The organism is Massilia cavernae (assembly GCF_003590855.1).
Classification (GTDB): Bacteria; Pseudomonadota; Gammaproteobacteria; order Burkholderiales; family Burkholderiaceae_D; genus Telluria_A; species Telluria_A cavernae.
In genome coordinates this window covers 1-13,153 of record NZ_QYUP01000114.1, presented here as the reverse complement: position 1 = coordinate 13,153, position 13,153 = coordinate 1, and the positions used below count along the sequence as shown (strand labels likewise).

Here is a 13,153-nt window from a genome sequence, read left to right as displayed (position 1 = left end):
TAGCGTACCAGCGAGGTGGACACCAGCAAGCCGCCGATATGGCCGCCGCCGTGAACGGCGAGCCGCTCGGGCGTCGTCAGCCCGCTGGAAACCACATGCCGATAGACGGCGTGGATATCGTCGACGGCCGTCTCGAGGCTGCGGGTGCGCGGCATTCCCTGCCAGGCCAGACCGCCGAAGCCGCCGTCATTGAGCCAGACGGAAACGAAACGCCGCCGGTGCGCTGCAGCCAGAACGCGAGCGTCGCGGCGAAGGCCGGTGACAGGCCCTCATAACTGTTGACGTACAAGAAGACCGGTGCCGGCCCGCGCAGCGAGCGGGGTTCGGTGATCAGGAGCGGGATGCGCGCGCCCTGCGCGGTAACGATCTCATCGGTGCGGGTGCGGTAGGCGCCCGTGTCAAATTGCAGCGATGGCGTCAGCGTCGGCCGAGCAGGGCGGCTTCGGTGCGACGCGCGCCAGATGCCGCGCGGCGCCGCAGTCGCCGAATAGTCCAGCAGAACCGAGCCCGCGTCCCCGGCCGCGATACCCGAAATCGTGCCATGGTGAGGCAGCCGGTACGCGACAGATTTGCCGCCGCCGGCCGGATACCACAGCGCTTCGCGGTACAGCGGGCGCTGCACACGGACCGCCACGCCGTCGCCTGTCCATGCCGCTTCCTCGAACTTGCCCTGGTCGGTACCGGCAGCCACCGTGCGCCATCCCTTTGCTGCGGGACCGTGCGAGACAGCGATGATCTTTCCGTTCGGCGCCTCATGATCGGTCAGCAGCAGGGTCCGGCGCGCATCCGCATGGAATGGCGTGAAATGAGCGCCGGGAATGGCGACCACCGGCTCGAGGCGCGGTGCAGCTAGGTTCACGAGCCGCCAGACATAGGGGCGCCTGACGTCGTCCTTGCCTGCCACTAGAAACGCACCGGCGCCGGCATCGTACGACAGCAACTGGAGCCGCGTGGCGTCCGGTGCGTCGATGCCTGTAGCGATCGGCACGGCTGCAGGCGAATCGACGGCGCGCTCCACCACGCTGTCGCGATCACCGCCCTGGATGTATAGCAGCGCACCCGAATCGGGGCGCCAGACCGCGCCTGTACCCCGGCGCGCGTCGGCTGCAGTCCAGTCGAGCAGGCGTCCGGCGCGGCGGTCGAAGAGTTTCCATTGGCGGGGGCCCGACTGCGGTCCATCGACGGCGAAAGCGATCAGGCGTCCGTTCGGGCTCAGGCGCACAGCGGCCATGTCCTCGGGCATCGCGGGCAACAGGGACGGTGCGCTGTCGCCCAGCGTGCGGGCCGCATGCCAGGCCCTAGGCATGCCAGGCGCCTTGCGCGTCCACCAGACGTGTTCGCGGCCCTGGCGTTCCGGCATGCCGATGCCGCTGCCGAGCCAAAGCTTGTCGAGCGCGCGTACACTTCGTCGACCAGCGCCGGGTCGATGGTCTTGGCGGTTCGCTGTTCCTGTTGGGTGACCCAATCCGCCGTCTTCGGATCTCGCGCGTCCTCGAGGTGGGACAGTATTCGGGAGCGGGTGGATTCTGGTGCTTGCGCAGCGTAGGCGGTGAGCGGCGGCACACAGAGAAGTGCAAACAGCGAGAACAGGAGCTTCATGGTGTTTGTCGAGTTGTTGCGAGTAATCAAGCTTACAACGAAAATCCGGAGCCACCGTATCACCGGGACGAATTGTCCCTGATAATTCGTCCCGGACTGATCGGCACGTCCTTGAGCTAAAAGTAGGGCGGTTAGCTCTACCTCACGGCCAGGGTTAGTGGGCTGCCACCACCGAGATGCTGCGCTACGTCATGCTGGCGCGCGCCAGCACGGACGGCGACGCCAGCTGAAGCGGCGCGTCTGCCGCGTGCCTGCTGCTACTCGGCCACTGGCTTGGCATAGCGCTCGAACTCCTTTTCGTACCAATTGTCCGACTCGTCCTTGAATTCCTGCCGCCGCGACGCCAGGTCCTGCAGCTTCTCCAGGATATTCTTGTAGACGATGCGCTGGGCCTGGTTGTGCAGGGACTGCTCATCATAGGCATCAAACGTGACCTCGTGTTCCAGGGTGGCGTTGATCAGCTCCAGCAAATGGTCCTTGGTAATCTTGTCGATCTCGATGTACAGGTCCGCACCGGACAGATAATAGCCATTGCCCCGCTCAATTTTTAATATTTTCATACCTGGTCTTTCTGCCCTCGTAGGCGTCAACGCCGGCTTCCAATGAATTCATCACCACCGTGTGGGTCTCGATCGTGCGGCCATCGATCGCGGTCAGGGTTTTATCGGATGGCCGGCCGGAATAGAGCCGATAGTGTGGTTTGCCATTTTCCATTTCTTTTTTTGCGTAGAGGATATAGTCGGCGCCGATCGACGCACCCACGGTATTGTTATGGGTGACCACCACCACCGGCATGATCAGCGATATGTCCTTCAATATCTGATTGACGTCACTCCTCAGGAACAGATTGTCGAACGACGATTCCGGCTCATCGATCAGCAGAATGTCGTAGTTCTGGGCGTCGCGGATATGCTGCAGCAGGCGAAACTCCGAGCGCTCACCGCCTGATACCTCGAAGCCATCGCGGTTCAGGATGCGGTGGCTGATTTTCACGAACAGCTTATAAATGTCTGAACGCGACAGCCCCTCAATGTTCAAAAGCTCCTGCAGATAACTGTAGGGTTGGTCGTAGCACTTATGAGCTTCCTTAAATGCTAGGCTGGTGCCGCTGGCCGACTTTATCTCCCCGGCCCCCGCGTACGCCGTGCGTTTGGCCTCGACGCGGAAGCCCTGGATGCTCTCGTTGCGGATGGTGGCCTCGTTTTTCATGACAGTGGCGAGCGCCTCAAACTTGCGCACTTTCGCCCGGTCCAGACTGTAACTCAGGAAGTCGATCTCCGCGACCTGGGTGGCAGAGGTGCGCATTCTCAGTTGCGCCTTTACGTCCTTGATGATCCCGTTGGCCAGCTTTTTCTTCTTGATATCACGCGAGCGGGCGCGGAACATTAAGATGAGTTCGCACGCCAGGTTCTTCAGAGAGGCAAGCTGCACATGCTTTTCAATCACGTCGCGGTATTCGAGATTCTCGATTACGATGACCAGCGCGTCGATCAGGCCCTCCAGCGACTTCGGTTCCGCGATGGCGAACTCAGACTCGCTGAACAGCGCAGTTTTGGAATATGCATCTTGGCGGTCGGCTTCGGTAGCCGACTTGAGCAATGACTCAAGATAGGCGTCGAATTTGACGTCGTTGGCGTGCAGGTCGATATTGATGACTTCGTCCATGATGGCCTTGAATCCGCCCAGGTAGCCATCGACAAAGATGCTGCGGTTATTCTGAATCTCGTTGTTGAAATCCTTCTCCGACGCGTCATTCTGCTGCACCAGCGAGAATTGCGCGATGTACTTGGGATTCTCGATCCTCTCCCTGATTTTCTCCAGCGTATAGGTCTTGCCGGATGAGCGCTCGCCCAGCAGAATATTCAGTCCGGTGGACAGCATCTGCCCGTCCTCAAAAATCGGCACCAGTGCGTTGCCATCCGCGCTGCTGAGCGCCACCTTGCTCTTGTCCTGCAGGCAGGACTTGATCGCATCCAGCGTGATGTCGGCGCAGTCAATGTATGTCTGACGTCCGAACGAATTTATTCAATCTTCCTCGATAGAATATCTCACGTCGCTGAACAGACCGGCGTCAGGACTGGTGCGATCTTGATTGCGGTAAATGAACCTTTTTTAACGCTGGCGATTCACGCTGCTGATATATACGGGAGCAGAACTTTCTGATCAAGGTCACTGAGTCTCAGTGGGGAAAGAAGAAAAGATTTTGTAGTGAGGGTGCCGCTTCTGATCGCGGGATTTTGTCGTGCATTGCGGTATCAGCAGATAGTTGCGCAGGACTCGCCAAGATCAGGCAGATCCTCAAAGCTTCAATGTAGTCGTCCTATCCTTTGGATGCGGCGCTGACCTGGTCGCACTTGCTCTGGAATCCATCGATGCGTCATTTAATGATCAATAGCAAATGCCTTCCTGGCGGATTGATCTCTGATCCCGGGGAACACTGGGATGCAACGCAGCTTGAATCTCCCGGTACTGTTCACCGTTTGAAGGACATCATGGTTGGTATGGCGCGGCATGAAGGCCGGATAGGCGTCGACCCCATAGTCCTTGACGCTTGCAAATGAAAACGAAAGGACTGTCGCTGAGGTGGCGTGGGTTGGGATGTGCAGGTCGATCTTTTTCAATACCTTCCAACTGGGCGCGCGAGTGGCGCACGCGACAAGTCCGTCACGCCCACTGGCAAGTCACCGTACCGTTACGCCATGACACCGGAATTGCGCAACGAATCATTGCGCGTAAGATAAGTCCTACATGCTATCTGAAACGAAGGGCAACATTCTCACGCATTGTCACGCGTAAGCGCATGCACTTTCGCATGTCGGAGTTTCGTAGCATTGGCAGATTTACTTCAAAACGATCGGGGATTGGCAGATTTGCTTCAGCTAATCGGGCACTTTTGTTTCAACGGACGGCTGAGACGTCCGTTGAAGCAATTTTGAAACTTGAACCCTCTGACTTTTCGCTGGGAACGAGAATGCTAGTTCGTTCGTTCGTTCGTATCAATTACGCGGTAGGGAGTTTTGACGTATGAGTGGAACTTCCCGGACGGTTGAAGTAAATCTGATACTTCACGCAGCGCGGCACGGCCCACGGCGGCGTTACCCAGTTCGGAAAAGTCGGTGGCGACGAGGATGCGCTTGAGTTTGCTCATGCGGATTTCCCCTGTCGATTAAATGAGATGGTCATAATAGCCGGCATCCGGTTCGCCCAGTTGGGCGAGAATGACGCCCCGTGCGGCGTCGCGCAGGGCGAGCGCGGCGTGCCAGTCCGTCCCGGCGGAGATGAGTGGCGCATGGATCGTTACCGCCAGCGGGCTGTGGCGCGGCCAGCGCCGCCGGGCGGGGAGCAGGGCACGGGTTCCGCTGAGGGTAACGGGGACAATGGGAACGCCGGCGCGTGCGGCCGCCAGGAAGGCGCCCATGCGGAAGGGCAGCAGCCCCGGCGCCTCGTGGAAGGTTCCCTCGGCAAAGAAGACGAGGGAATCGCCCGCGCTCGCACGCACCTCCAGGGCCTCGGTGTCTTCGACGCCGCGGGCGGTATCGAATCGTTCGACGAAAGCCGCGTCAAGACGCTTGAGCGGCGTCGCCGACAGCGGATGGCCGAGCAGTTCCTGCTTGGCGGCATAGGCGAAGTGGGCGGGCAGCGCGGCGGTCAGCGCCATGCCGTCCAGAATGCTGGCGTGGTTGGCCACGACGATCGCGGGGCCGCCGTCCGGCAGATTTTCCAGGCCCGTCACGCGCGGCAGGATGCCGCCTGCCGCCAGCGTCAGGCGCGCCCCGGCGCGGGCTGCCGCGCGGCGCAACGCCAGCGTCGGCGCCAGCGCGATCAGCAGCCAGAACGGCGGCGCCAGCAGTGCGAAGACTGTCCAGGCCCAGAACCCCCAGAGGCCGCCGGCAGCCCTTCGCAGCGCGGCGCGCAGGCGGACGATCGCGGCGTCGAACGCGAGGCCGAGCGCCTGCAGCCAGGGGGAGCGCGGGCGGCGCAACAGCTCGCCACGCTCGTAGGCCGTCCGGCAGGCGGCGCGGCGCAGCTTGCCGCTGGAGGTTTTCAACACCGTTCCGGGCGGCGCGAGCACGACGTCGTCCGCCGGCAGGCCGGTGAGTTCGACGGCGAGCCGCTCGACCTCCGCGCGGATGCGCGCGTGCGCTGCCGCCACCGCGCGCGTTTCGGCGAGCACCACCAGGCGCTCGGTGCCGGCGCGCGGATCGGTGGCGGCAAACGCCACGACATTGCCGGCACGCACGCCGGTAATGCGACCGACAGCCTCTTCCAGCTCCTGAGGATGGATGTTGTGACCGCCGCGGATGATCAGATCCTTCTCACGGCCGGTGACGAACAGTTCGCCGCCGGCGAGATAACCCAGGTCGCCTGTATTGAGCCAGTCGCCGTCGAACAGCTTCGCCGTTGCGGCGGGATTCTCGAAGTAGCCGGCGGTGGCCGACGGCCCGCGGAACTGGATGCGGCCGACGCACCGTTCGGGGAGTTTGCGCCCCGCCGCATCGACGATGCGGATCGCATGGCCGGGCAGGGCGTGGCCGCAGCCGGGCACGGCCTGGGCGCCGGGCAGGTAGTCCCCGACCGGCTGCGCCAGTCCCTCGTCCGCAAGCGCCCGGCGCGCCACCCGGTCGATGCGCGGGCCGCGCCCCGGCGGCGGGAAGGCCAGCCCCACCGAACACTCGGCCAGGCCATAGACGGGCGCCAGCGCCTCGCGCCGCAGTCCATACGGCGCCAGGCGTGCGGCGAAGCGTTCCAGCGTGACCGGGCTGACGGCCTCGGCGCCGTTGCAGGCCATGCGCCAGCAGGACAGGTCCAGTCCCGTGAGCTCGCTGTCCGTGAGCTTGTTGGCGCAGATCTCGTAGGCGAAATTGGGCGCCGCCGAGAGCGTGCCGCGATGGCGGGAAATCGCTTCCAGCCAGCGCACGGGCCGGGAGAGGAAGGCGAGCGGAGACATCAGCACCAGCGGGAAGCCGACCACCATGCTGCCCATGCCGGCGCCGATCAGCCCCATGTCGTGGTAGAGCGGCAGCCAGGAAACGAACACGTCGGCGGGCGTCGCCCGCGCCGCCTGCCGCATGGCGCGGATGTTGGCGAGCAGGTTGGTGTGGGTGAGCGCGACGCCCTTCGGGTCGCCGGTGCTGCCGGATGTGTACTGGATGAAGGCGAGGTCGCCGGCGGCGAGGGTGGGCATCGGCGCCATCGCGACGGGAGCGGCCAACTCGGCGACGGTGACGATGCCGGCCAGCGTCGGACACTTACCAGACAGCGCCTCGGCGAAGGCGCGCGCGCGGGGATCGGCGACGAACCAGCGGGCGCCGGCGTTGGCGAGGATGCCGTCGATGCGGCGCAGGTGCTCTTCCAGTTGCGCCGGCCGTGCCGGAGGATAGAGCGGCACCGGCACGCAGCCGGCTTGGAGCACGCCATAAAACGCGGCGAAGAAATCCAGGCCCGTGGGCAGCATCAGGGCGACGCGGCTGCCCGGCGGCGCGCCGCGCGCCAGCAGGCCGGCCGCCACCGCCCGTGCCGCGGCGGCCAGCCGTGCGTAGCTGATCGCATCCTCCCGCCCGTCCTCACCGAGCAGGATGATGTGGATGCGCTCCCCCTGATGCCGGACATGCCAGTCGAGCACCGCCGTCAGCGTGGCGAACTCGGCCGGCGGCGCAGCGAAGTTACCAAGAATCGGCGCTGGCGCGACGGCGCTTGTGACCGGAACATTCGGCCGCGGCGCGTCGCCGATCAGTCGCAGCAGGTCGGCGGGCGTTTCGGCGGCGAGCGCCGCCTCGCCCAGCCGTGCGCCCATCTCGCGCTCGATGCGTGCCAGCAGTTCCACGCGGGCCAGGCTGTCGAGACCGAAGTCGCGTTCCAGACGATGATTAAGGTCAAGCGCAGAGAAGTCGCCCGCGCCGGGCTTGAGCTCTGCCGCCAGGGCGCGCACGAGAGCCAACAGGCGGTCGCCGTGATTCATGGGGGGGCTTTCGAAAGAGCGCGCTCCGCGCGCAGCGCGGCGCGTCGTCCGCGACCGGCGTGCACGCCGATGAGCAGCGCCAGCCCGACCACGAAGAACAGGCCCGTCGCCCACAGTGCCCGGCGGTGGTCGCCATCGCTCGCCCAGGTGACGAGGCCGTAGCTCAAGGGGCCGAGGATGGCGGAGAGCTTCGTGGCAAGTCCCCAGAAGCCGAAGAACTCGGCGCGTCGCGACGGCGGCGACAGCAGCCCGACGAGCGCGCGGCCTCCGGACTGCGAGGCGCCCAGGCACAGGCCGGCCAGATGCGCCGCCGCCCAGAACGTGCCGGGCGTTCGCGCAACCGCCGCCAGGACGATGGTGAACAGCCAGCCAACCAGCACCCAGGCGATGGCACGCACCGGCCCGAGGCGATCCTGCACGTGGCCAAACAGAAAAGCGCCCGCCGCCGCCGCGACATTGACCGCCAAAACCAGCAGCAGCGTCTGCTGCGTCGTGAAGCCCATGGCCTGGTTGGCATAGATGGCCGCCAGGGCGATCACGGTATGCACCCCGGCCTGGTAGCACAGCGCGGCGGTGAGAAAACGGCGCAGGTCGGGAAAGCCCGCCGCAGAGCGCAATGTGCGCGCCACTTCCCGCCATGCGTCGAGCGCGCGGCCCTCGCGGGGGACGGCGCGCTCGGGCAGCAGCAGCAAGGTCGGCAGGCTGGCGAGCGCGAACATGGCCGCGGTGATAAGCATGGCGACCGGCACGTAATCCGCTGCACCTTGCCCCCGCTTTTCCGCCCAGGCGATCCAGGCGAGGCACAGGCCGAGGGTGAACAGGCCGCCCAGATAACCCAGGCCCCAGCCCCAGCCGGAAACCCGGCCCATGCCGCGTCCGCGCGCCAGTTCCGGCAGGAAGGCGGCGATCAGGTTCTCGCCCGTGCCGAAGAAGAAATTGGACAGAACGAGGCAGGCCACGGCCAGCCACAGCGCGCCGGGCTGCGCGAAATACAGGAGCGCCGTGAACAGCACGCAGCCCGCCGTCGAGAGCGCCAGCAGCCGCTTCTTGGCGGCCCTGAGGTCGGCGAAGGCGCCGACGACCGGCGCGGTGGCGAGGACGGCCAGATAGGACACCGCCAGCGCAGCCGTCCAGGCCAGCGTCGCCCAGGGCTGGCCATCCACCACCACGGCGACGAAATAGGCGTTGAACAGCGCAGTGATGACCACCGTGGTGTAGCCGGAGTTGGCGAAGTCATACATCGCCCAGGCCCACACGTCGCGCGGGCGCGCCTCGGCGCGCAGGGCGGGCCTCATCCCGGGCTCCGCCGGCGCAGGTGGCGCACGATGAGCCATGCCGCCAGCGTGGCGACGAGGTAAAGGCCGACGACCGCCAGCGCGTCGCGCCTGTGGCTGTAGCGCGGCGGGTAGAGCCAGAGCAGCAGCGGCGCGAGCAGGGGCACGAAACAGAGCCAGAACGCCATCCTGTCGGGCCAGGCTCAGCCGCTGCTTGACGGCAGGCCTGACTGCAGGCGCGACTCGATCTCCCCTTCGGCGCGCAACCAGTCCTCCAGTTTCTGGCCCGGGGAGAAACCGCGCCGTTCGGCTAGGTAATAGGCGGCGATGGCGGTCATTTGCTGCGGTTGGGACTGGATCGTGCTACGTCTTTGCTTTGTCAAGATACCCTCCATTGACACATCATGCCGAAAAGCCCAAGGCGGTGATGAATCGCCTCAGGTCCGGAAACGCAGCGGCGGGTCGGTCTCCTTCCCGGTCCGTTGTCCCGTCGGACACTACTATACCTCATCGTCGGGAAGGCGTTCCGTCAAGGCCCTTACGGATGCACGCGAGCGGGCCTTGGCCCGCAACCATGCAGCCGAGATCGCCGAACTGCGGCTATCCGAAGCCCACCACGAGATTTCACAGCTCGGCGTTGCCAACGGTGCGCTCGTCGGGGCGAACACTCTCTTACGCGGACAGTTGACGGCTATGATGCCGCCACTTAATCCGGCCCGTCGGGCGTAACCTTCAACTGTGGGTAGTCCGGCGGTGCGGTGCTGTGTGGCCGATCGAAAGAAAGTGCCGTCGATAAAGCACGTAAATCCCAATAACTCAATCAGTTACAGAAGAATTTGGGGATTTTTACGCGAATCCCGGCCGTCCCTCTGGCTGGATTCCAGGTTGCGTTCATATTGCTCTCCAAGTTAAAAATTCCGGGCCATTCCGGTAACTGAAGAGTTTTGTCACGACGGGCTCGCGTCAATCAAAATCTGAGACTTCTAAGGAAACGCTGATTTATTCTCCGGGGCCGGTTCCGACGGCGCGCAAGACCTGAGACAATGATGCCACGTTCACCATTGACCAGTCGACCATGCAGAAGAGTTTTTCCGACCTCGAATACGCAGCCAAGAAAAAGCTGACGCGGCGTGATCGCTTCCTGGCTGAGATCGACAAGGTGACGCCTTGGTCGCAATTGCATCAACTGATCGAGCCCTTCTATCCAAAGGTTGTAGGTGCCGGACGCCCGCCGGTTGGACTGGCGCGCATGCTGCGCATGTACGTGGCCCAGCAGTGCTTTGGATTGTCCGACGAGGGCATTGAGGACGCGATCTACGATAGCCAGGCGATCCGTGGTTTCGTCGGCATTGACCTCAATCGCGAATCCGCTCCGGACGCAACGACCTTGCTGAAGTTCCGCCGACTACTTGAGAAAAATGAACTGACGCGCAAGATCTTTGACACGATCAACGGCCACTTGGCGGAGAAGGGTTTGATCATGCGCGAGGGTACGATTGTCGATGCAACGCTGATCGCAGCGTCCCCATCGACCAAGAACAAAGACAAGAAGCGCGATGCGGAAATGCACCAGTCGAAGAAGGGGAATGATTGGCACTTCGGCCTCAAGGCCCATATCGGCGTTGATGCTACGTCGGGGTTGACGCACACCGTCGTCGTCACCGCCGGCAACGTCAGCGACGTAACGCAAGCGCACGCGCTGCTGCATGGCGACGAAGTGGCCGCACTCGGCGACGCAGGCTACCAGGGCGTGGAAAAGCGCGAAGAGAACCAAGGCAAGGCGGTCACCTGGCATGTCGCGATGAAGCGCTCCAAACGCAAGGCGCTGCCCAACAACAAGCTTGGACGCAGGATGGAAAAACTCGAACATCTCAAGGCAGCGTGCGGGCAAAGGTGGAGCATCCGTTCCATGTTGTGAAGAACCTGTTCCGTCATCGCAAGGTTCGCTACCGTGGCTTGGCGAAGAACACCGCACAACTGTTCACGTTGTTCGGCTTTGCCAATCTGCTCCTGGCGGGTAGGCGGTTCACGATATCCGAATCCCGAGTTGCGTCTTGAGCGCGCAAAAGCGCGAAATGCAGGGCCGATTTACCGAATAGAAGCGATTTCTGGTAGTGCCGATTCCGCAATCGCGCAGTTGGATGAATCCGTCTGTTCGAAAAACGGACGCGGCGCCAGAAACGTCAATTGATCAGCGCTTCCCTATGGATTTCGGCCCGAACGCTCGAGCGCTGATGCTATCGGTCACTGTTTCATCGCACTGGCAAAACGCAGTTCGCCAGTATGGGTTCTTGAGGGTGACATTCGTGGCTGCTTCGACAATTTCAGTCACGACTGGATACTCAGAAATATACCGATGGACAAGGTGGTCCTGCAGAGGTGGCTTCAAGCTGGATTTATCGACGAAGGAACTCTATTTGCGACCGAGGCCGGTACCCCGCAAGGGGGAATCATTTCTCCGGTGATTGCGAACATGACGTTAGACGGACTTGAAGCGGCAGTTTATGCAAGCGTGGGACCGACGAAACGCGCACGAGACAAGTTCAAGATCAACGTCGTCAGATATGCGGATGATTTTGTTGTGACTGGATATCGAAAGAAATTCTGGAACACAACGTCCTCCCGGCGGTCAGGAAATTCATGGCCATCCGTGGACTGGAACTCTCTGAAGAGAAAACCCCGATCACCCACATTGCTGAGGGTTTCGATTTCCTTGGGCAGAACGTACGTAAGTACGACGGTAAGCTGCTCATCAAACCGGCAAACAAGAGTGTGAAGACTCTCTTGGACAAGGTTAGGGAAATCATTAAGACTAACAAGAGTGCCACACAGACGAATCTGATTTTGCAACTCAACCCGGTCATTCGGGGTTGGGCCATGTATCATCGCCATGTGGTCTCCAAGTCCCGATTCTCATCGATAGATCATCAAATTTGGCGTCTCTTATGGAAATGGGCCATGCGTCGGCATCCCACGAAAGGCGCGGCTTGGGTAAGACAGAAATACTTTCGCACAGAGGGAAACCAAAACTGGGTGTTTGCTGCGGAAACCAAAGTCAATGGAAGCACTCAGCGACTTCGGCTCTTTCGCGCATCGACGATTCCAATTGTTCGGCACGTCAAAATACGCGGCACGGCCAATCCCTTTGATCCCGCGTGGTTGTCTTATTTCGCCCGACGTCGAGCCTCGACAGTCTGACTGATGCCCGGTGCCAGAAAATGGCGCTGACGAATGGCTTGAGCCGGATGAGTGGGCGACTCTCATGTCCGGTTCTTAGGGGACGGCGGCGCAGCAATGCGCTGCTGTTACCCGACCTCGATAGGTGGACAATCCACCATCCGAGGAGATTTGCATGACAAGGCAACGCCGTAGTTTCGATCCCAGCTTCAAGCTTGAGGTCGTCAAAATGATCAAAGAACAGGGGCTGAGTGTTCAGCATGTGTGCCAGAGCATGAGCATTGGTCCCACCGCCGTTCGCCGCTGGGTGGAGCAGTACGATTCCGAGCAGGCTGGCCAGCCAGGCATTGGCAAACCGCTGACGCCTGAGCAGCAACGAATCCGGCAACTGGAGCAGGAGAACCGCCAACTGCGAGGAGACGTAGAAATTTTAAAAAAGGCGTCGGCCTTCTTTGCCCGCGAGCTGAAATGAGTTTTCGACTTATCGACGAGCTGCAAACGAAGGCCATCCCTGTCTCGCAAAGCTGCCGTGTACTGGGCGTTAGCCGTTCCGGTTTCTATGAAGCTAAGCGCCGTGCTGCTGCGCCGGTGGTTTGCAAAGCGAGTGTCCATTTACGCGCAGCTTTCGTGGCGAGTCACCAGAGCTATGGCAGTCGCCGTATGGTGGCAGAGCTGTCAAATCGGGGCATTGCGGCCGGTCGCTTCAAGGTTCGACGTTTGATGCGCCAGGCAGGCTTAAAACCCGTCTGGAAGCGCAAATTCATTCACACGACCGACAGCAAGCATGATCTGCCGATCGCCGCCAACGTACTGGCCGCCAGTTCAATCCGGCCGCGCCAAATAAGGCCTACGTCTCCGACATCACCTACGTCCGGATCGGAGCCGGCTGGCTATACCTGGCGGTGGTGATCGACCTGTTCTCGCGCAAGGTGGTCGGTTGGGCCATGGCACCGAGCATGCCAGCCAAGCTGGTTTGCGATGCTCTGCACATGGCGGTTCAACAGCGGCGGCCTGGCGAAGGATTGATCGTTCATTCAGACCGCGGCAGCCAGTACGCCAGTGCTCAATACCAGGCGAAACTGGCCAGCCACGGCTTCATCTGCAGCATGAGCCGCAAAGGGAACTGCTGGGACAACGCCGTCGC

General features: G+C 62.2%; 11 protein-coding genes and 2 pseudogenes. 4 read left to right on the top strand and 9 right to left on the bottom strand.

The genetic code is table 11. The features are described 5' to 3' along the window. Positions 1-76: 76 nt before the first annotated feature. From D3872_RS12635 to D3872_RS12605, 9 genes are all read right to left on the bottom strand, one after another. The gene (locus tag D3872_RS12635) at positions 77-1,465 is read right to left on the bottom strand and encodes a prolyl oligopeptidase family protein (protein WP_147373872.1); all 1,389 of its coding nucleotides are present in this window, start codon (positions 1,463-1,465) and stop codon (positions 77-79) included. A 391-nt stretch (positions 1,466-1,856) separates the two neighbouring features. After that, positions 1,857-2,159 carry a hypothetical protein gene (locus D3872_RS12630; RefSeq protein ID WP_119811102.1) on the bottom strand — a complete coding sequence of 101 codons (303 nt, stop codon included), beginning with the start codon at positions 2,157-2,159 and terminating at the stop codon, positions 1,857-1,859. Then, the gene (locus tag D3872_RS12625; protein ID WP_119811101.1) at positions 2,140-3,537 is read right to left on the bottom strand and encodes a histidinol phosphatase; all 1,398 of its coding nucleotides are present in this window, start codon (positions 3,535-3,537) and stop codon (positions 2,140-2,142) included. Before D3872_RS12625 ends, D3872_RS12630 begins: the two co-directional genes overlap by 20 nt. Before the next feature lie 443 nt (positions 3,538-3,980). Further along, positions 3,981-4,220: a hypothetical protein gene (locus D3872_RS12620; protein ID WP_119811100.1), complete on the bottom strand. Its 240-nt coding sequence runs from the start codon at positions 4,218-4,220 to the stop codon at positions 3,981-3,983. A gap of 353 nt (positions 4,221-4,573) precedes the next feature. Continuing rightward, positions 4,574-4,747 carry a hypothetical protein gene (locus tag D3872_RS25680; protein WP_182915795.1) on the bottom strand — a complete coding sequence of 58 codons (174 nt, stop codon included), beginning with the start codon at positions 4,745-4,747 and terminating at the stop codon, positions 4,574-4,576. An 18-nt stretch (positions 4,748-4,765) separates the two neighbouring features. Next, positions 4,766-7,558, bottom strand: a complete 2,793-nt coding sequence (locus D3872_RS12615) for an AMP-binding protein (RefSeq protein ID WP_119811099.1) — start codon at positions 7,556-7,558, stop codon at positions 4,766-4,768. Beyond that, positions 7,555-8,853, bottom strand: coding sequence for an MFS transporter (locus D3872_RS12610; protein ID WP_229459298.1), 1,299 nt, complete (start codon positions 8,851-8,853; stop codon positions 7,555-7,557). The genes D3872_RS12615 and D3872_RS12610 overlap by 4 nt, the downstream gene beginning before the upstream one ends. After that, complete coding sequence (locus D3872_RS25675; RefSeq protein WP_182915794.1) at positions 8,850-9,020, bottom strand: hypothetical protein; 171 nt, start codon at positions 9,018-9,020, stop codon at positions 8,850-8,852. Before D3872_RS25675 ends, D3872_RS12610 begins: the two co-directional genes overlap by 4 nt. A gap of 15 nt (positions 9,021-9,035) precedes the next feature. Next, entirely contained in the window at positions 9,036-9,215 is a 180-nt protein-coding gene (locus D3872_RS12605) for a DUF2934 domain-containing protein (RefSeq protein WP_220476935.1), read from the bottom strand. Positions 9,216-9,907: 692 nt separating this feature from the next. Here D3872_RS12605 and D3872_RS12600 point away from each other — a divergent pair. The 4 genes and pseudogenes from D3872_RS12600 to D3872_RS26480 all read left to right on the top strand — a co-directional run. Continuing rightward, positions 9,908-10,890 (top strand): IS5 family transposase gene (locus D3872_RS12600; protein ID WP_119811096.1). Its coding sequence is split into 2 segments (ribosomal slippage): positions 9,908-10,709 and positions 10,709-10,890, totalling 984 coding nucleotides; the frame shifts between segments, so codons are not numbered across the junction. Positions 10,891-11,071: 181 nt separating this feature from the next. After that, positions 11,072-11,362: pseudogene (locus D3872_RS26490) on the top strand (reverse transcriptase domain-containing protein); the annotation flags it as partial. 110 nt (positions 11,363-11,472) lie between these two features. Then, complete coding sequence (locus D3872_RS26485; protein WP_229459297.1) at positions 11,473-12,030, top strand: group II intron maturase-specific domain-containing protein; 558 nt, start codon at positions 11,473-11,475, stop codon at positions 12,028-12,030. 154 nt (positions 12,031-12,184) lie between these two features. After that, positions 12,185-13,153 (top strand): annotated as a pseudogene (locus D3872_RS26480) (IS3 family transposase); the annotation flags it as partial.

Excerpts from the sequence above, each read along its gene's own strand:
- D3872_RS12630 (WP_119811102.1), bottom strand. The coding sequence starts at position 2,159 with ATGAAAATATTAAAAATTGAGCGGGGCAATGGCTATTATCTGTCCGGT.
- D3872_RS25680 (WP_182915795.1), bottom strand. The coding sequence starts at position 4,747 with ATGAGCAAACTCAAGCGCATCCTCGTCGCCACCGACTTTTCCGAACTG.
- D3872_RS12615 (WP_119811099.1), bottom strand. The coding sequence starts at position 7,558 with ATGAATCACGGCGACCGCCTGTTGGCTCTCGTGCGCGCCCTGGCGGCA.
- D3872_RS12610 (WP_229459298.1), bottom strand. The coding sequence starts at position 8,853 with ATGAGGCCCGCCCTGCGCGCCGAGGCGCGCCCGCGCGACGTGTGGGCC.
- D3872_RS25675 (WP_182915794.1), bottom strand. The coding sequence starts at position 9,020 with ATGGCGTTCTGGCTCTGTTTCGTGCCCCTGCTCGCGCCGCTGCTGCTC.
- D3872_RS26485 (WP_229459297.1), top strand. The coding sequence starts at position 11,473 with ATGGCCATCCGTGGACTGGAACTCTCTGAAGAGAAAACCCCGATCACC.